Below are 17,776 nucleotides of genomic sequence, written 5' to 3'. Positions count from 1 at the left end.
AGAAAGCAGCAATATGAAAACTCAACTTACTTTGCTTGCCGCAGCTGTGATGTTAGCAGGTTGTGGTGGCTCAGGAGGCTCTGATGAGAGTGCTCCAACCTATACTCTTTCCGGAACAGTGAAAGCACAGTCTATTCAAGGCAATGAAAAAGTATGTGCTGACCTGAACCAAGACTTTGTGTGCGGTTCAGGTGAGCCAAGCACGACAGCCAACAATGGCCAGTACTCCATTACCAGTACGAGCAAGGCCATTTTGGAAAACCCAATCGTGGTTGAAATTGACACAGGTTCCACGGCGCTGAACACGCGCGCGGATGCCGCTGACCAAACCGCGATCTTGGTTGCGCCGGCGCAGAACAAATTAGCGGGCAACGATATCAGTGCGGTCTCGACTCTAGTGGCTGGGTACGTAGCTTCTGGTGAGAGCTTAGCAACGTCAGTGGCTCGCGTAGAATCACACTTTAAAGCGCTGGGTTTACCTTCAGACGACATCATGCAGCAAGTTGACGACGCAGCGTTTCAGACTCTGGAAAAAAACATTCTTACGCTGACCAGTGCGATGGAAGAGTCTAATCGAAACGATCAAGTGTTTGCGTTGGCGGTTCAACTTGATGACCAGACCACCACGTTAGGCAAAGAGTTGTTAATGGATCAAAGCGCGAAAGCGATGATGGTAAAACTCGCTTCTCAGATTACGTTATCTCAAATTGCATACCGTGATCACAATGATACTGGGATTACATCTTATGTAACTGATGGTGGTTATGTGGATCAATCACCAGCCGATTACCCGGGTCAAGACGCCAACTTTGGTCATGATAAAAACGACGGCGGCTTTAAATTTGTGAAGCTAGATGCGTCAGGCAAAGCACTCTCTGAAGACGCTGCCGAGTGGTCGTGTGTACAGGATCAACGCAGTGGTTTGATTTGGGAATCGAAGCTAGATAACGCAGGATCTCCCCGCCATTTTGATCGTCTGTTTGCCTACCAAGAAAGTGGAGTGATTGAACCTTACATCGAAGACATCAACATCTTAGGTTGTCGCAGTACGGACAACATCTGTACCACAGAAGAGTACGTGAACTACCTAAACAAAGAGGCGGTGTGTGGCATTACCAACTGGCGTTTACCGACCTCCCATGAAGTGTATAACTTGATTGATTTCGGTGAGACAGAAACGGACGCAGACAACCAAGCCTACGGTTTTACCAAGCAGTTTTTCCCGCTGCAAAGCAAAGCGAGTTACTACGAAACGGGCGTGATTTGGACCAAGTTCGCATCGTTCTCTGAGTACTCGGATCAAGCTGCTGCGAATGGGCACTTCTTTAATGCGATTGAGACTCGAGGTGAATCTCGTGGTTCGATTTCACCGCAAGAAATATACACCAGCGAGACGCCAACTGATAACTACGACTCTTACCAATTTGCGGTTCGTTTAGTGGCATACCCGGAGAAGAAATAATGAAAAAACTGACAATCGGTATCGCGTTAAGTTTGGTATCCACTTTTTCTATGGCCGCTCAAGAGTGCCATGTTGATTTCAGTAAAAGTGCGCCGAATATTCGTTACGAATTTAATGACAATGGCACCATAAAAGACAAAGTCACTGGGTTAACCTGGATGCGCTGTGCAGTGGGACAAGAATGGAATGCAGAGCAAGCGACTTGTACGGGCAACGCAACAGGTATGTTTTGGCAGGCAGCACTAAATGAAGTGGTGTCGATCAACCAAAGTGAGAGTCACAAATTGCACCAATTTGGTGGTAAGCAAAAATGGCGCATGCCGAATATCAAAGAGTTGGTGAGCTTGGCTGAATTTTCCTGTCGTACTCCGGCGCTAAACACAAAAGCTTTCCGTGGCGCCTTCGACGCACGTACAGATGATGCCGACCTGACGTCTTACTTGTGGAGTAACCACCACCTTCCAGACACGCAAAGAATCATGACATTTGACACGCGTAACGCGCAGGTCTTTAGCTACGGCATGTCTCAAGCAAAACTCGGTGTCTTGCTGGTGGCGGACGAAGAGTAATAAACACAAGCGAGCCTTAGGGTTCGCTTTTTTGATCTCATTGCTGACCTTATCGGTAACAGATTAAAACAATCTTAACGCGACCATGAGATGAGAAAATCAACCACTGCCAAAGGATTCAAAGCGCACCTCGACACCAAGGTGTGCCCTGTTTGCCTGCGTCCATTCAGTTGGCGCAAAAAGTGGCGAAATAACTGGGCCAATGTGATCTATTGCTCAGATGGGTGCAGAAAACGCAAAACCGTCAGCATGGGGTTAGGCGATGCGAAGTGATGTTGTGTGGTGCGTCACTAATCTGCGATTGGATTAACACGACAAAACCAGAGTTTAAGGTACTCTAAAGTGGACTAGTGATAGAGAGAGGACACCATCGATGTCGAAAAGCACAAAACTACAACATGAAGACAAATTGGTAAAAAAAGCACTCGAAATTGGTGGCAAGATGGCCAAGATGCAAGGGTTTGATTTACCGCAGTCCCCTCAGCCTGTACGAGTCAAAGCCATCTACTTGTTCTTAGTTGATGCCAAACAAATTACGCCATTGCCAGAAAGTAAATTGGATGGCGCAAACATCAAACACAGACTGGCACTTTGGATACACAGTGCGCTGCCAGACAATGATCCATTGAAGTAGGCCGCCTCTCAGCGTGCGCGATTTGTTTGCTCGGACGTTTGCCTTATCTTGGCGTTTACGTCGGACTTTAACGTAACAAATACTTGTTCATATGATTTGCAATGCTCTCATCGCGAACACTACCAATGGTTGACCACATCTGACTCACTAGCTCTGGGTTTTCTGCCGCGAAGCGCTGGCTGAAAATCAGATAGTAGTACTTTCTGAGTATTGGTGGGTTGACCTTCACGATATTGGGTAATTGATTCTTTTCGATGTAACTGTCGGCGATGTTGCTTTGGATCGCCACTGCCGATACACGCCGCTTCTTCAACAATTCGAACAGTTGAGCGGTACTCGGCATCTCCAATGTCTCTATACCTTTATCAGATAACACCTTCTGAATTGAAAATCCGTTGTGAACTCCGATTGGACTTCCAATACTTGGCGATAGGTTTATCCCGTCCCACTCCAGTGATTGATCACGAAGACGATAAAAAAAGTAATCGAGTGTCGCGATACGCAATGCGCTGTCAGCTTGGCTATCTTTGGTGGGGTAAGCAGCGTAACGGGCTCGTTCTGGACTATAAGAGAAAATAAAACCGCCATCGACTTGATTCGTTTTGATTTGCTGAAGGACTCTTTTGCCCGGGATTCGAACGTATTCGATTTCTACATCCAAGGTATCAGCGGCCTGTTCGATGATATCGATGGATAGCCCAGGCGGCTTGGCGACTGCATTACCGTTGCCCATTTGGAACGGAAATGATTCAACGTCTGAGTAGGCAAGTCTGATGGTTTTAGGCGATGAGGCATAAGCACTAAAAGCGGACATCCACATCACAAGTACAACGAATAGAGAGCGCATTCAATTCTTTCCGTAGAGTTATAATTATCACTTTTCCCACATCAATTTGTTGGTGCAAAGTGTCGGTTATTTGATTTTATCGATAATCTTAGTTTGTTACTGTCTACTGATTCTCGCTTTGAAACGATGACAATCAGGGTTGCCCCTCCTATTGTTAGGATAGACAGATAGTTCCTTAGATTGGCTTGTTAAACAACCCACTCAGCCTTGAGTTTAGAAGAACCAAATTCACAGTGCCACTTCGGAAAGATTGACGCGGCATCGATTACAAAAAGGCGAACCTTGTGGTTCGCCTTTGGCTATTTAAGTGAGTTTCCAACTTGGTTGTCTGTGTTCAACCAGAAAAATTACTCTTCGTAGTTGTCGATGCTTGGACACGAACAGATCAAGTTGCGGTCACCATAAACGTTGTCTACGCGGTTTACGGTTGGCCAGTATTTCCAAGACTTAGTCGCTGATGATGGGAAACAGCCTACTTCGCGAGAGTATGGGCGATCCCAATCGTCTTTCGCGAGATCGACTTGTGTGTGCGGTGCGTTAACTAGAGGGTTGTTCTCTAGTGGCCAATCACCGTTTTTCACCTTGGTCATCTCTTCACGAATCGCGATCATTGCGTCACAGAAACGGTCGATCTCTTCTAGATCTTCAGACTCTGTTGGTTCAACCATTAGTGTACCTGCTACAGGGAAAGACATGGTTGGCGCATGGAAACCGTAGTCCATTAGACGTTTGGCGATATCTTCTTCACTGATGCCTGTTTCTTCTTTAAGCGGGCGAATGTCGATGATGCACTCGTGCGCTACGCGGCCGTTTGCACCACGGTAAAGAACTGGGTAGTGAGGGCGCAGACGCTCCATCATGTAGTTTGCGTTTAGAATCGCTACCTTAGTCGCCTCTGTTAGACCTTCTTCACCCATCATTGCGATGTAAGCCCAAGAAATAGGTAGAATAGACGCACTGCCTAGATCTGCTGCTGATACCGCAAAGTCTTCACCTTCAACACCATTTTCGATGTGACCCGGTAGGAAAGGTGCTAGGTGCGATTTTACACCGATAGGACCCATACCCGGACCACCACCACCGTGTGGAATACAGAAGGTTTTGTGCAGGTTAAGGTGAGAAACGTCAGAGCCGATAAGACCAGGAGACGTTAGACCAACCTGAGCGTTCATGTTCGCGCCATCTAGGTAAACTTGACCGCCAGCGGCATGAACCATTTCACACACTTCTTTCACTTGCTCTTCGTAAACGCCGTGCGTAGAAGGGTAAGTGATCATGATGCTTGATAGGTTATCCGCGTGCTTTTCGATTTTCGCTGCTAGGTCTGTCATGTCGATGTTGCCATCGTCATCACACTTAACCACAACCACTTTCATTGACACCATTGAAGCGGTAGCAGGGTTTGTACCGTGCGCTGAGCTTGGGATCAAACATACGTTACGGTGTCCTTCGCCGCGGCTCTCGTGGTAGCGTTGAATCGCGATTAGACCTGCGTACTCACCTGATGCGCCTGAATTAGGCTGCAGTGAGAAGTCATCGTAGCCTGTGATTTCACACAGCTTCTCTTTTAGATCTTTCGCTAGCGCAGAGTAGCCCGCCGCTTGCTCGATTGGTGCGAATGGGTGAATCGAACCAAACTCTGGCCATGTTACTGGGATCATCTCCGCGGCGGCGTTCAGCTTCATTGTACAGCTGCCTAGCGGAATCATACCGTGAGTCAGTGAGAAGTCTTTGTTCTCAAGCTGTTTTAGGTAACGCATCATCTGCGTTTCGCTGTGGTGCGTGTTAAACACTGGGTGAGTAAGGTATTTTGAAGTACGACGAAGCGCTTCAGGAATCGCTGCAAATTCGTTGCTCGCAATTTCTGATGATAGTGCGTTTACGTCTTGTTCTACGCCAAATACGGCAAATAGCGCTTCAACGTCGGCAACGGTTGTTGTTTCATCTAAGCTAACACCGAGTTGAGTTGGCAGTTTGCGCAGGTTGATGTCAGCTGCTTGAGCTTTTGCGTACAGCGCTTCAGTCTGTTCACTAGAATTGATAGTGATGGTATCGAAGAAGCTGTTGTGCGCGAGTTCGAAGCCAGCTTTAGTTAGACCAGCAGCAAGGATAGCTGTCATGTGGTGAGTACGGCGAGCAATCGTACGCAAGCCTTCTGCACCGTGGTAAACCGCGTAGAACGATGCCATGTTTGCTAGTAGTGCCTGAGCAGTACAGATGTTTGATGTCGCTTTCTCACGGCGGATGTGCTGCTCACGAGTCTGCATCGCCATACGTAGTGCTTGGTTACCGTTAGAGTCGATAGAAACACCGATAACGCGACCTGGCATAGTACGTTTGTGCTTGTCACGTGTTGCCATAAATGCAGCGTGAGGACCACCGTACCCCATAGGTACGCCAAAACGTTGTGCTGAGCCGATAACTACATCTGCGCCCATTTCACCTGCTGGCTTAAGTAGAGCTGAAGCGAGTAGGTCTGTAGCAACTGTTACTAGTGTTTTGTTTGCCTGCGCTTTAGCGATGATGTCCGTTAGGTCGCGAACTTCACCCGTTGTTCCAGGGTATTGAACAAGCGCACCAAACACGTCTTGCTCTGGTAGTGACTCTAATGAACCGACTTGTACGTCAAAGCCGATGTACTTAGCGCGAGTTTTAACAACTTCTAGCGTTTGAGGGTGTACATCATCTGCCACAAAGAAAACTTTGCTCTTGCTCTTACCAGCGCGTTTACATAGCGTCATCGCTTCGCCTGCCGCTGTTGCTTCGTCAAGCAGTGAGGCGTTAGCAATGTCCATTGCTGTTAAGTCCATCACCATTTGCTGGAAGTTAAGCAGAGCTTCTAGGCGGCCTTGCGAAATCTCTGGCTGGTAAGGGGTATATGCTGTGTACCAACCTGGATTTTCAAGCACGTTACGTAGGATTACGTTTGGCGTGAAAGTGTTGTAGTAACCTTGGCCGATGAACGTACGCTTGATTTGGTTTTGGTCGGCAAATTCGCGCATGGCAACCAACATGTCAGCTTCGCTTTTTGCTTCGGCCAGTGTCATCGGATTTTCTAGGCGAATTTGCGCTGGAACTGTTTCATCAATCAACGCGTCTAGGTTTGCAACGTTGATCGCTTCCAACATTTTTTGTTGGTCAGATTTGTTTGGACCGTTGTGGCGAGCAACGAACTCATTTTGTGTGCTGAGGCTTTGAAGTAATTCAGTCATTGTCCTTTACCTACTCCATCGTTCGGTTATCGGTTGTCACTACTGACAATATTGCTTATACGTCCGAACTTTGAAAAAAAGCTGCCTCTGAGAACAGGGGCAGCCTTGCTAATTTTCCTAATTACTCGTCTTCGATTGAGTTTAGGTACTCTTCTGCGTCTTTTAGGTTGTCGAGTTCAGATGCATCAGACATCTTCACTTTCACGATCCAACCGCCTTCATACGGTTCTTCGTTGATTAGCTCAGGGCTGTCTTCTAGTTCTTCGTTGATTTCTACGATTTCACCGGTGATTGGTGCATAGATGTCAGACGCTGCTTTTACAGATTCAACCAGTGAGAAGCTTTCACCTGCTTCAACTTCGTCTTCAACCTCTGGTAGGTCAACGAATACAACGTCACCTAGCATTTCTTGTGCATGCTCAGAAATACCGATAGTTACTGTGCCGTCACCGTTATCGCGTACCCACTCGTGGCTATCTGCAAACTTCAGTGTTTTGTCCATTGCTTAATCTCCAAAAATAACTTTGATTAAATTGTTTATTGGTAAAGTGGGAAGCGATTGCACAGTGCTTTCACTTCTTTGCGAACGCGTTGTTCAACTTCTGGGTTGCCTTCTGGGTTTTCTACCAACCCGTCAAGAACGTCGCCAATCCAATTACCGATGAGTTTGAATTCTTCAGCGCCAAAGCCGCGGCTTGTGCCCGCAGGCGTCCCTAATCGAATGCCCGATGTAATCATAGGCTTCTCTGAATCGAATGGGATGCCATTTTTATTACATGTGATCCCCGCACGTTCTAGTGCTTCTTCTGTCACGTTCCCCTTCAAGCCCTTAGGGCGAAGGTCGACCAACATTAGATGAGTATCTGTACCGCCAGTCACAATGTCGCACCCGCGAGTTTGCAATACTTCAGCAAGAACTTTTGCGTTGTTGATCACTGAATCAATATAAGTTGAAAATTCTGGACCGAGCGCCTCGCCAAACGCGACGGCTTTAGCCGCGATAACGTGCATTAATGGGCCGCCTTGTAGGCCAGGGAACACGGCAGAGTTGATTTTCTTGATGATGTCTTCGTGGTTAGTCAGAATCATACCGCCACGTGGGCCGCGCAATGTCTTATGTGTTGTGGTTGTAACAACGTGTGCATGTGGAAGCGGACTAGGGTGCGCGCCTGTCGCAATCAGACCGGCAATGTGCGCCATATCGACCATTAGGATTGCATCAACTTCGTCTGCGATTTCGCGGAACTTAGCAAAGTCGATGGTGCGTGGAATAGCACTACCGCCTGCGATGATCATTTTTGGCTTGTGCTCAAGAGCTAGCTCGCGAACGGCATCGTAATCAATTTCTAGTGTGTCGCGATCCACGCCATACTGAACGGCGTTGAACCATTTACCAGAAAGCGCTGGGCGAGCGCCGTGGGTAAGGTGACCACCTGCATCTAGAGACATGCCTAGAATAGTGTCGCCTGGTTGAAGAAGTGCCAGCTTCACTGCGCCATTTGCTTGCGCACCAGAGTGAGGTTGAACGTTTGCGTAGCCACACTTGAAAAGTTGCTTCGCGCGTTCGATAGCGATTGCCTCTACTGTATCAACGTGTTCACAGCCACCGTAGTAACGACGGCCAGGGTAACCTTCTGCATATTTATTGGTTAGGCAGGTGCCTTGGGCTTGCATGACTGCTTTAGATACAATGTTCTCAGAAGCAATCAGCTCAATTTGTTCGTTTTGACGTGTGTTTTCCGCTTGAATCCCAGCGAACACAGCGTCGTCAGTAGCAGCAAGATTAGTCGAGAAAAAATTCTCTAGGCTGTGATTTTGGTACGTTTTGTTCATGGTAGATGACCTTCCATTGATGCCGATGAGATAGTTATTTAGGTTTGTAGTTCTCATCAGTCTTTTTCTAGTACTGCTCTTCTCTATGTAAGAGCAAAGCGACATTTAACGCCCCAAAACTCAGTATTCAATCCGTGGGGCAAAACCGAAAACAATTGTTAAATCTATCAAGCAACCGATTCGGAAATAGCATCTCTACAACTAACAAGTTGGTAACATAGCGGTTGTCGTAACAACAATCAACCAAAAATTTCCTATTGGAAACAAGGTTTCTAATTTTGTTATCGAGAGCACGGTTTATTTCTTGTTCTAATCTTTTTTCTCTGATCGCCTTCGGGCACAATGAAAATGAAACAGGAAGTAGCAGAATATAAGAAGAGGGAAGCATGCCCGAAGATATCTATGATGAATACCCATCATTGACGTTAGCTAAGGAATCGAGCGATCAAAACATCGAACCATTGAAGCTTGGCGAGAAAATCAAAGACATACGTGGCAAGTTAGGGATTACCCTTGAAGAGGCAAGCCAACGCACAGGATTAGCGCGTTCAACATTAAGTAAGATTGAAAACGAACAGATTTCGCCTACCTTTCAAGCGATGCAGAAGTTGGCTATGGGGTTGCAGATTGATATGCCGCAACTCTTTGAACCACCAAGGAAAAAAGTTGCAACAGGGCGTAGAGATATCACTAAATCCGGTCAAGGAAAGCCGCACCCAACGCCTACTTATGAGCACGAACTGCTCGCCACTCAACTGTCTAACAAAAAGATGATGCCGTTCAAAAGCCAAGTGCATGCACGGAGTTTTGATGAGTACGGTGATTGGGTGCGTCATGATGGCGAAGAGTTTCTGCTTATTCTTTCAGGAACGGTTCGTTTTTATTCTGAGTTCTATGAGCCAGTGGAAATGAGTGAAGGGGACAGTGTCTATTATGATGCCAATATGGGTCATATGCTGATTTCTACCAGTGAAGAAGATGCACATATTTTGTGGGTGACCGCTAAATAACGTAATGTGCTCTTAGTTTTCCTATAATAAAAGCAAACGATTGCTTTTGTGTTTTTTCTGAGTACAATAGCGCCATCTTGAGCGACATAGGTTCAAGATGGCGCTTCTCTTTCCTTTCTGTTGATGTGAATTTAATGTTAAATGTCACATTTTGAACTGTTCTCGACTTGTTAATGGTGCAAAAATTCTCCACTCGTGTTTATTATTGGAAACAAGGTTTCCTAGAGTGGAAAACGAACCTGATTAAACGGAGACAACAATGACTCAAGATCTACTAAAAACACCACTTCACTCTTTACATGTTGAAGCTGGTGCGAAAATGGTTCCTTTCGCAGGCTACGATATGCCAGTGCAATACAAACTCGGCGTGAAAAAAGAGCACCTGCACACCCGTGATGCGGCGGGTCTGTTCGACGTATCTCACATGGGGCAATTACGTCTGCACGGTGAAGGGGCAGCGGCGTTTCTTGAGTCTTTGGTCCCAGTGGACATTATCGATCTACCAGCTGGCAACCAGCGCTATGCGTTCTTCACCAATGAACAAGGCGGCATTATGGATGACCTTATGGTGGCAAACCTTGGGGATCATCTGTTTGTTGTCGTCAATGCGGCGTGTAAAGAGCAAGATATTAACCATCTTGAAGCCCACCTTCCGTCCGGCGTAGAGCTAGAAGTGATTGATGACCGAGCACTACTGGCATTGCAAGGCCCTAAAGCCGTGGATGTCCTCAAGCGATTCAATGCTGAGGTCGCAGACATGCTATTTATGGACGTGAAGAAGCTTGAGATTTTAGGTGTTGAGTGCATCGTGAGCCGCAGTGGCTACACGGGTGAAGATGGCTACGAAATCTCTGTACCCAACACGCATGCACAAGAGCTCGCACAAAAGCTAACAGCTGAAGAAGAAGTCGAGTGGATCGGCCTTGGCGCTCGTGACTCTCTGCGCCTTGAGTGTGGATTGTGTTTGTATGGTCATGATCTCGACACAACGACAACACCTGTTGAAGCAAGCCTTCTGTGGGGCATCCAAAAAGTGCGTCGCACTGGCGGTGAACGCGAAGGTGGGTTCCCAGGTGCGGACATCATCCTCAAACAAATTGAGACTAAAGATGTGACGCGTAAGCGTGTTGGTTTAGTTGGCCAAACGAAGGCTCCGGTTCGTGAAGGCACCGAACTGTTCGACGCTGATGATAACAAAGTAGGGATTGTTACCAGTGGCACGGCTGGGCCTAATGCTGGCAAGCCGGTTTCCATGGCTTACGTTCGAGCGGATTTAATGGCCGTTGGCACTGAGTTATTCGCCGAAGTTCGTGGTAAAAAATTGCCAATGACTGTTGAGAAAATGCCATTTGTGCCGCAGCGTTACTATCGCGGTTAAGCATTTGTAAGCATCATTTGAATTGTGTATCAAACCTCTCGACTGAGAGGTTTTTTTATATGTATGATGTCGGCAGTAGTTTTACAAAGGATATTTTTATGAAAAGGCTTGCATTAGTTCTTTCAATGTTGGCATCTGCATCTTCTCATGGTTTTGAATCGAATCCGTATATAGTTAATGGTTCCCCAGCTAGTGTCAGTGAGTTTCCAACTTTCTCAAGCCTGTATTTCGATAACGGCAAATATTATGGCAATTACTGTGGCTCAACCGTCATCAATGAAAACTATATTCTGACAGCTGCTCACTGTATCTACGGTGCTTTTGACCAAATGCTACATACCAATGTTGTGTTAGGAGTAGAGAATAAAAACGATTATCTAAGCGGAAAGTTTGAGAGTGTCAGAGCCGCAGAATTTTACTATCCAGACAATTACGAGCATTCCGAGGTATCGGCTTGGCCCAATGATATTGCGATAATAAAACTTGCTCGACCTCTTGCTGGAAATCCTGACTATTATAATCATTTGAACTTGAATGTGTCTAAAGGCTCCCTCGAAAAGACAACTGGATACATGGCCTTAGGGCATGGGTTAGTCAATGGTAATGTTGCTTCAGACGGTCAGTTGCTCAAAACCGATCTTACATTTACCGACGACTCTAATTGTGACAACACAAAACCAGGTCAGTTGTGCTTTGATGGACAGTTGGCTGGTGGTTACAAAAACTCTACGTGCAACGGAGATTCGGGTGGACCCGTGTATAAAGACTTTGGAACTGGGACTTATATTCAAGTCGGTATCACTAGCTACGGCCCTGCAACGTGCGGTGACCCCTCCTTTGCTGCTACCTCTGTTTTCACTAACGTGAACCAGTACCAGAATTGGATTTATAGAGTGATTAATGGTGGTGAGACGCCTAAGTACCACATTGTGGCAAAAGGTTCTGATCGTCAGTTAATCGAAAACTCGACTTCAAAAGTAAAAGCTTCAAGTGAGCATGTTGATGCGAGTAGCTCTAGCGGCGGCTCACTGGGCTTATTTTCTGTGTTGCTGCTAGGCGCATTGTCTCTTAGAGACAAAATCCGCCGCTAACACGATTAAACCTTTGCTCTCCCCGTTCGTAAACTAAACTTAAGAGTGATGCTTACGAACGGAGGAAGTGATCATGGTTCGATTTCTACTAGCGAGCGTGATAACAGCTTGGAGTTCGTTTGCCTATAGCTTTGAAGCTTCTCCGTATATCGTCAATGGCACGACTGCCAACATTTCTAATTATCCTACATTTGCCAGTCTGTTTTACCGCAGTAACACGCTTTATAGCACCAGCAGCTTCTGTGGTGCGACGCTTATTAATAGTGAGTATGTACTTACCGCTGCGCATTGTATTTACGGTCAAAACGAAACCATGCTCTATACCGTGGTTGCGCCGCAACTCGAAGATGAGAGCCAGTTTCTATCGAGCCCTCAAGCCCGAGTTGTCGAGTTTTACTACCCAGATACCTATTCCGACTCGTCGGTTGATTTATGGCGCGACGATATTGCCATATTAAAGCTCGAAACGGCTTTGGGTGTTGGTGACTTTAAATACTTGCTCAACACCATGATCAATAACAGTTTTTCCTCGAACGGCGAGTTTATTGCGGTTGGCCATGGCTATATAGAAGGTAACCAACCCGGAGGGGGGCAGTTGCTCGAAACTGAGTTGGAATATATTTCGACATCCGCTTGCCAAGCGGAATTTGGCAGTGCGATCACCGATAAACATTTGTGTTTTGGTGGGCCTGAAAAGAGCGGTTATCAAAACTCGACTTGTTCGGGAGATTCTGGAGGACCAGTCTATTATTACAACGGTCTCGACTACATCCAAGTCGGGTTGACGAGCTTTGGCCCTGCATTGTGTGGAGATAACCGCTACAGTGTGACCTCCGTGTTTACCGACCTTTATGATTACCAAGGTTGGATAGATCAAGTGCTTGCAGGTGAAGTGGAACCAAAGGCATTTGTCTTGGTTGAAGATGGCGTAAGAAGACTAATCAATAACGAACATGGCAGCAGCCAAGCGGAAGTGACTCCAGATCAGTTAACCACAAGCAGCAGTGGAGGAGGAGGGGTGTTTTACGGTCTCTTGGTTCTACTTCTCATTGCTTTCAAACGAAGCTTAAAATGGTAGTTTTACGCTTTTTCGAAGTAAAAAGTACCATTCTCAAAAGTGAGATTTAATCATACCTCTATGATATATAAGGGTTTTACTCAGGTAGGTGTCGCGATTGTAAGACCTGCTATATTGACTAATCTTATCTAAACGATAGTTTTAACTTATCTATAGGGTGGAGCTGGAGAATTCCTCAATGACAGAAAGTAAAAACTATCAAATCACACTTTTGTCGGATGTGAGCATGCAATCGAATCTATTTAAAGATTCGCTAGAGAGAGGGCTTCAGCTTACCGTCAACATGGTTTCTGTCGATGATCTTCGTACACATGATGGCTCGTCTCGCCTACTGGGTGATTTTGTGTTGTTCGATTTTCAATACCTAGATGATGACCGTTTCAACGAGTACAGCCAAATAAAAGCGGCGAGTGAAACCGCGATCAAAGAAATCGTCATTAACTGCCCTAAAGATGTGACATCGACTCAGCTGTTCAAATGGCGTAATCTCGTAGGCGTGTTCTACATCGAAGATGATATTTCGTTGCTGATCAAGGGTATGGAAAAGATCATGAACGACGAAATGTGGCTGTCGCGCAAAGTGGCTCAAGACTATATTGAATATTTCCGCTGTGCAAATACCGTGACAACATCGCAAGCGTACGCAAATCTGACGAAACGCGAAAAAGAGATCATGCGTTTATTGGGGCATGGTGCTTCCAACTTACAAATCGCCGACGAACTGTTTGTGAGTGAAAATACGGTCAAAACGCACTTACATAACATCTTTAAGAAAATTAACGCTAAGAATCGCCTTCAAGCATTGCTCTGGGCCAACAATAACATTGCTTTGGAAGAGCGAGCGTAGAGACTTAGCAAAAATTGAAATCAAAAAAGAGCAGCTAGTGAGCTGCTCTTTTTATTGCTAAAGAATGCAGTGCTTAGCGAAATCTTTTGCTTCGTTAGCACTCCAGTCGCCTTTCGGTTTCTCTTTTAAGTCGTTACACCAGGCTTCGCTTCCAACCTCCGTGCAAGCGGTAAGTGACATTGCCAAAAATAGAAGGGCAGTCAGTTTTTTCATCATTACGTCCTTGTTGATGGTTGACAGTGTCACTAGGTTATCGGCTTGTTGCTGACTCAGTCAATAAGTGACTTTACAGAATACAGTGTGTTGCGAAGTTTTTAGCTTCGTTCGCGCTCCAGTCACCTTTGGGTTTGTCACTCATTGACTCACACCATGATTCACTGCCGACAGCATCTTGCAGCACGCAGTGTTTTGCATAATCGAGGGCGTCTTGAGCGCTCCATTCACTCTTGGGGCCTTGTGCTTTGTTATCACACCAATTTTGGGTACCTACCTCATCTTTACACGCAGACAGAGCAACTAGGGCAAACAAAACAAGGGGTAATTTCTTCATAATCGTGTCCTAAATTTATCTGGCGCAACTATACCTAAAAACCGTGAGAAAGTGTGTGCGATTTCGGTTAATTATGGCGAAATTTGGCATATCGAAACGTTTCGATGGGTGAGTTCGATCACTCTTTGTCGCGTTTAACGGGTTGAGGCAAAGATCCATCTCACACTCTGAAAGGTGGGCTATCGTAATTCTATGCTGAAGGGCTATGATGCAATCGAAACGTTTCGATGAGATTTGTATCAATAATAATTTGCATAGAAGCCGACAGACTTTATTTGGTTTGATCGTGTATTCGATAGGTCAATGAGATGAAAAAAAGTACCCTAATCAACGCTGAGCTTTCTTACCTAGTGGCCACACTAGGTCATACCGATGAAATCACGATTTGTGATGCTGGCTTACCAATTCCTGACGACGTTCAGCGCATTGATCTTGCTCTTACTCACGGTGTCCCGAGCTTTCTTGAAACGGTCAAAGTGATGCTCAGCGAATCTCAGGTTGAGGGCATCATTCTTGCCGAAGAGTTTAAAGAGGTTAGCCCAGCCCATCATGAAGCATTGATTGCTGAGATTTTAGCGGAGCGAGAGGCAAGCGGAAAAGCCATTTCGGTTACTTACCTTTCTCACGAAGCCTTTAAAGCGCGTACTTCGTCAAGCCGCGCGGTTGTACGTACTGGCGAGTGCACGCCGTATGCCAACGTGATTTTCCAAGCTGGTGTGGTTTTTTAAAGCCCGCTAATGATTGAGGACAGAGTATGACTCAAGCCATCTTACAACTGAGTGATATTGAGAAAGCTTTTCCGGGAGTAAAGGCGCTTGATAAAGCCAGCTTAAATGTTTACCCGGGACGCGTTATGGCGTTGATGGGGGAAAATGGCGCTGGCAAATCCACTCTGATGAAAGTGTTGACCGGCATCTACAGTAAAGACGCAGGTACGATTCACTATCAGGGACAAGCTGCCGCTTTTCATGGACCAAGAGATTCTCAAGAAGCGGGGATCAGTATCATTCACCAAGAGTTGAACCTGATTCCAGAGCTGACAATTGCGGAAAATATTTTCTTAGGTCGGGAGTTTACGGGCGCATTTGGTCGCATCCAGTGGGAGACCATGTACGCGGAAGCCGATAAGTTACTTGCGCGCTTGAATGTCAAGCACAGCTCGAAAACCTTGCTTGGCGATTTAAGTCTCGGTGAGCAGCAAATGGTAGAGATTGCCAAAGCACTTTCGTTTAAGTCGAAAGTCATCATTATGGATGAGCCAACAGATGCGTTGACCGATACCGAGACCGAGTCGCTTTTCAAAGTGATTAACGAGTTGCGCGAACAAGATTGCGGCATTGTTTACATTTCCCATCGCCTAAAAGAAATCTTCGAAATCTGTGATGACATTACGGTACTACGTGACGGTAAATTCATCGGTGAATGCCCAGTCGCAGAGACGGACGAAGACGGCTTGATTGAAATGATGGTTGGGCGAAAGCTAGACGAGCAATACCCACGCATTGATGTTCAACACGGCGAAACTTGTTTGGAAGTGATCGGTCTGACCGGCTCCGGCGTTCACGATGTCACTTTCAAGCTTAAACGAGGAGAAATTCTTGGTGTGTCGGGCTTAATGGGCGCGGGTCGTACTGAGCTGATGAAAGTGATTTACGGTGCCTTGCCCAGTGAGCGCGGCGTGATCAACTTGAACAACAAAACCATTAACCCTGTTAGCCCCCAAGATGGTCTTGCGAATGGCATTGCCTACATCTCTGAAGACCGTAAAGGCGATGGTTTGGTGCTGGGTTTATCTGTGAAAGAGAACATGTCTTTGTGTTCATTGGACAAGTTAACGCAGGGAGGTCGAATCCAACACAGCGAAGAAGTGATCGTGGTGGAAGACTTCATCAAGCTGTTCAATATCAAAACCCCAACTCGTGACCAAATCATTGGCAACCTATCTGGTGGTAATCAACAGAAAGTGGCGATTGCGAAAGGGTTAATGACCAAACCTAAGGTACTGATTCTTGATGAACCAACTCGCGGTGTCGACGTCGGTGCCAAAAAAGAGATCTACCAGCTGATCAACAAATTCAAAGCAGATGGCATGAGCATCATTCTTGTCTCTTCAGAAATGCCAGAGGTTCTGGGAATGAGTGACCGCATCATGGTGATGCATGAAGGTCGTATCAGCGGTGAGTTTGACGCCAAAGAGGCTGACCAAGAAAAACTATTAGCGTGTGCCGTTGGCAAAAAGATTAACGAGGAAGCAGCATGAGTACCAATACCATGAGCAAACCAAATGAAACAGGCGGCAAAAAGCTATTGAGCAAAGAGTGGCTGATTGAACAGAAATCTCTGATCGCTCTACTCTTTTTAATTGTTGTCGTCTCGTTCCTTAACCCTAACTTTTTTACCGTAGACAACATTCTTAACATACTGCGTCAAACGTCAGTCAACGCGATTATCGCCGTGGGGATGACGTTGGTTATCTTAACGGCGGGTATCGATTTGAGCGTCGGCTCGGTGCTTGCCCTCTGCGGTGCGTTTGCTGCAAGCTTAATCGCTATGGAAGTGCCAGTGCTCATCGCGGTTCCTACTGCGCTTGTCGCGGGTGCGGCGCTTGGGGCGATCAGTGGCATCATCATCGCTAAAGGCAAGGTGCAAGCGTTTATCGCAACGCTGGTGACCATGACATTGCTTCGTGGTGTGACCATGGTGTACACAGACGGTCGACCAATTTCTACAGGTTTTACCGATACAGCGGATGCATTCGCTTGGTTTGGTACGGGCTACGCGTTAGGCATTCCCGTTCCAGTCTGGCTAATGGTGATCGTATTTGCCGCAGCTTGGTTCCTGCTTAACCACACTCGCTTTGGTCGTTACGTTTACGCTTTAGGTGGCAATGAGTCAGCAACACGCCTATCAGGCATCAATGTTGACCGAGTAAAAATCGGCGTGTACGCCATCTGCGGTCTGCTTGCGGCGCTGGCTGGCATCATCATTACCTCTCGTCTTTCTTCTGCTCAGCCAACCGCTGGTATGGGTTATGAGTTAGATGCTATCGCCGCGGTAGTACTTGGTGGCACAAGCTTGATGGGCGGTAAAGGTCGCATTATGGGGACGCTCATTGGTGCGCTCATCATCGGTTTCCTCAACAACGCGTTAAACCTACTGGACGTTTCCTCTTATTACCAAATGATCGCAAAAGCAGTAGTCATCCTTCTTGCGGTATTGGTAGATAACAAGAACAAGTAATCCCTAGTTAAGAAGTAGCTAGGGA

18 protein-coding genes are annotated in these 17,776 nt (G+C 46.5%); 12 read left to right on the top strand and 6 right to left on the bottom strand.

The window, feature by feature from the left end; all coding sequences use genetic code 11:
* Positions 1-13: 13 nt before the first annotated feature.
* From RJ47_RS17725 to RJ47_RS17715, 4 genes are all read left to right on the top strand, one after another.
* Positions 14-1,462, top strand: a complete 1,449-nt coding sequence (locus RJ47_RS17725) for a DUF1566 domain-containing protein (protein WP_039485914.1) — start codon at positions 14-16, stop codon at positions 1,460-1,462.
* Positions 1,462-2,031 (top strand): DUF1566 domain-containing protein, encoded by a 570-nt coding sequence (locus RJ47_RS17720; protein ID WP_039485774.1) that lies wholly within the window; start codon positions 1,462-1,464, stop codon positions 2,029-2,031. Before RJ47_RS17725 ends, RJ47_RS17720 begins: the two co-directional genes overlap by 1 nt.
* 90 nt (positions 2,032-2,121) lie before the next feature.
* Entirely contained in the window at positions 2,122-2,304 is a 183-nt protein-coding gene (locus RJ47_RS21090; protein ID WP_072036356.1) for a DUF2256 domain-containing protein, read from the top strand.
* Positions 2,305-2,404: 100 nt separating this feature from the next.
* Positions 2,405-2,665: a DUF5062 family protein gene (locus tag RJ47_RS17715; protein WP_005469730.1), complete on the top strand. Its 261-nt coding sequence runs from the start codon at positions 2,405-2,407 to the stop codon at positions 2,663-2,665.
* Between the two features lie 67 nt (positions 2,666-2,732).
* On the opposite strand, the gene RJ47_RS21085 is transcribed toward RJ47_RS17715, so the two are convergent.
* The 4 genes from RJ47_RS21085 to RJ47_RS17695 all read right to left on the bottom strand — a co-directional run bounded on the left by RJ47_RS21085 (position 2,733) and on the right by RJ47_RS17695 (position 8,557).
* Positions 2,733-3,512, bottom strand: coding sequence for a substrate-binding periplasmic protein (locus tag RJ47_RS21085; RefSeq protein WP_072036354.1), 780 nt, complete (start codon positions 3,510-3,512; stop codon positions 2,733-2,735).
* A 347-nt stretch (positions 3,513-3,859) separates the two neighbouring features.
* Positions 3,860-6,724: an aminomethyl-transferring glycine dehydrogenase gene (gcvP, locus tag RJ47_RS17705; protein WP_039485771.1), complete on the bottom strand. Its 2,865-nt coding sequence runs from the start codon at positions 6,722-6,724 to the stop codon at positions 3,860-3,862.
* Positions 6,725-6,845: 121 nt separating this feature from the next.
* A complete protein-coding gene (gene gcvH, locus RJ47_RS17700; protein ID WP_005469554.1) occupies positions 6,846-7,226 on the bottom strand; it encodes a glycine cleavage system protein GcvH in 381 nt (126 codons plus the stop codon).
* A gap of 35 nt (positions 7,227-7,261) precedes the next feature.
* Positions 7,262-8,557, bottom strand: coding sequence for a serine hydroxymethyltransferase (locus RJ47_RS17695; RefSeq protein WP_005469736.1), 1,296 nt, complete (start codon positions 8,555-8,557; stop codon positions 7,262-7,264).
* A 386-nt stretch (positions 8,558-8,943) separates the two neighbouring features.
* Between RJ47_RS17695 and RJ47_RS17690 the strand changes: the two genes are divergently transcribed.
* From RJ47_RS17690 to RJ47_RS17665, 5 genes are all read left to right on the top strand, one after another.
* Positions 8,944-9,567 (top strand): helix-turn-helix domain-containing protein, encoded by a 624-nt coding sequence (locus tag RJ47_RS17690; RefSeq protein WP_005469700.1) that lies wholly within the window; start codon positions 8,944-8,946, stop codon positions 9,565-9,567.
* Positions 9,568-9,826: 259 nt separating this feature from the next.
* Positions 9,827-10,945 (top strand): glycine cleavage system aminomethyltransferase GcvT, encoded by a 1,119-nt coding sequence (gcvT, locus tag RJ47_RS17680; protein WP_038212611.1) that lies wholly within the window; start codon positions 9,827-9,829, stop codon positions 10,943-10,945.
* Between the two features lie 59 nt (positions 10,946-11,004).
* The gene (locus RJ47_RS17675) at positions 11,005-12,036 is read left to right on the top strand and encodes a S1 family peptidase (protein WP_231565969.1); all 1,032 of its coding nucleotides are present in this window, start codon (positions 11,005-11,007) and stop codon (positions 12,034-12,036) included.
* A gap of 73 nt (positions 12,037-12,109) precedes the next feature.
* Positions 12,110-13,114, top strand: coding sequence for a S1 family peptidase (locus RJ47_RS17670; protein WP_039485762.1), 1,005 nt, complete (start codon positions 12,110-12,112; stop codon positions 13,112-13,114).
* A 178-nt stretch (positions 13,115-13,292) separates the two neighbouring features.
* The gene (locus tag RJ47_RS17665) at positions 13,293-13,961 is read left to right on the top strand and encodes a LuxR C-terminal-related transcriptional regulator (protein ID WP_005469623.1); all 669 of its coding nucleotides are present in this window, start codon (positions 13,293-13,295) and stop codon (positions 13,959-13,961) included.
* 57 nt (positions 13,962-14,018) lie between these two features.
* On the opposite strand, the gene RJ47_RS21080 is transcribed toward RJ47_RS17665, so the two are convergent.
* Entirely contained in the window at positions 14,019-14,174 is a 156-nt protein-coding gene (locus RJ47_RS21080) for a DUF3012 domain-containing protein (protein ID WP_072016674.1), read from the bottom strand.
* A gap of 73 nt (positions 14,175-14,247) precedes the next feature.
* Positions 14,248-14,511 carry a DUF3012 domain-containing protein gene (locus RJ47_RS17660; RefSeq protein ID WP_005469599.1) on the bottom strand — a complete coding sequence of 88 codons (264 nt, stop codon included), beginning with the start codon at positions 14,509-14,511 and terminating at the stop codon, positions 14,248-14,250.
* A gap of 308 nt (positions 14,512-14,819) precedes the next feature.
* Between RJ47_RS17660 and rbsD the strand changes: the two genes are divergently transcribed.
* Genes rbsD through rbsC form a run of 3 tightly spaced genes read left to right on the top strand, consistent with a single transcriptional unit; the run spans position 14,820 to position 17,751 of the window.
* Entirely contained in the window at positions 14,820-15,239 is a 420-nt protein-coding gene (rbsD, locus tag RJ47_RS17655) for a D-ribose pyranase (RefSeq protein WP_039485759.1), read from the top strand.
* A gap of 26 nt (positions 15,240-15,265) precedes the next feature.
* Positions 15,266-16,771 carry a ribose ABC transporter ATP-binding protein RbsA gene (rbsA, locus tag RJ47_RS17650; protein ID WP_039485756.1) on the top strand — a complete coding sequence of 502 codons (1,506 nt, stop codon included), beginning with the start codon at positions 15,266-15,268 and terminating at the stop codon, positions 16,769-16,771.
* A complete protein-coding gene (rbsC, locus tag RJ47_RS17645; RefSeq protein ID WP_005469899.1) occupies positions 16,768-17,751 on the top strand; it encodes a ribose ABC transporter permease in 984 nt (327 codons plus the stop codon). Before rbsA ends, rbsC begins: the two co-directional genes overlap by 4 nt.
* The last annotated feature ends 25 nt before the right edge of the window (positions 17,752-17,776 follow it).

Source organism: Vibrio sinaloensis (assembly GCF_000808535.1).
Classification (GTDB): domain Bacteria; phylum Pseudomonadota; class Gammaproteobacteria; order Enterobacterales; family Vibrionaceae; genus Vibrio; species Vibrio sinaloensis_D.
This window is presented reverse-complemented; position numbering and strand designations above follow the sequence as displayed.